This is a genomic window from Pyxidicoccus trucidator (assembly GCF_010894435.1).
Classification (GTDB): Bacteria; Myxococcota; Myxococcia; order Myxococcales; family Myxococcaceae; genus Myxococcus; species Myxococcus trucidator.
Window position 1 is genome coordinate 1 of the sequence record NZ_JAAIXZ010000097.1, and the last position, 418, is coordinate 418.

The window sequence follows — 418 nt, forward strand, 5'->3', positions numbered from 1 at the left end:
TGGATGTCGGAGATGACGGCGATGCGCATGGATGCCTCGGTCGGTGGCGCCGCGTTCAGCCGGCCCAGACCGCCTTCACGGGGTTCTTCTGCTGCTGCGAGATAATCCGCCGGAGCCGCCCCAAGGTTTCCGCATCCAGCGATTCGAACTGGAGCCCCATCCCCGGCGGGTAGGCCCGGTCCTCCTCTTCCCTCAGCCATACCACCGTGGCCGCCGCCTGTACGTCGGGATCCTCCGCGGGCGTCAGCCGGAGGACCGCTCGCGCACCTCGCGCCAGCGGAGTGCTCGTCCGGAGAAACAGACCTCCCTCGCTCAGGTTCGTGATGCGGGCATACAGGGTGACGTTGTCTCCCTCGCACCAGCAGCGCAGCAAGGTGGGTACCCGTGCGGACTTTCGGTTATCGCTCAACCCTCTTCC

1 protein-coding gene is annotated in these 418 nt (G+C 66.7%); it reads right to left on the minus strand.

Annotated features, from left to right (window positions below; translation table 11 throughout):
- Nucleotides 1–55: 55 nt before the first annotated feature.
- The coding region (locus G4D85_RS48580) for a TIGR02266 family protein (protein WP_420821760.1) at nt 56–418 on the minus strand (363 nt) is incomplete at its 5' end.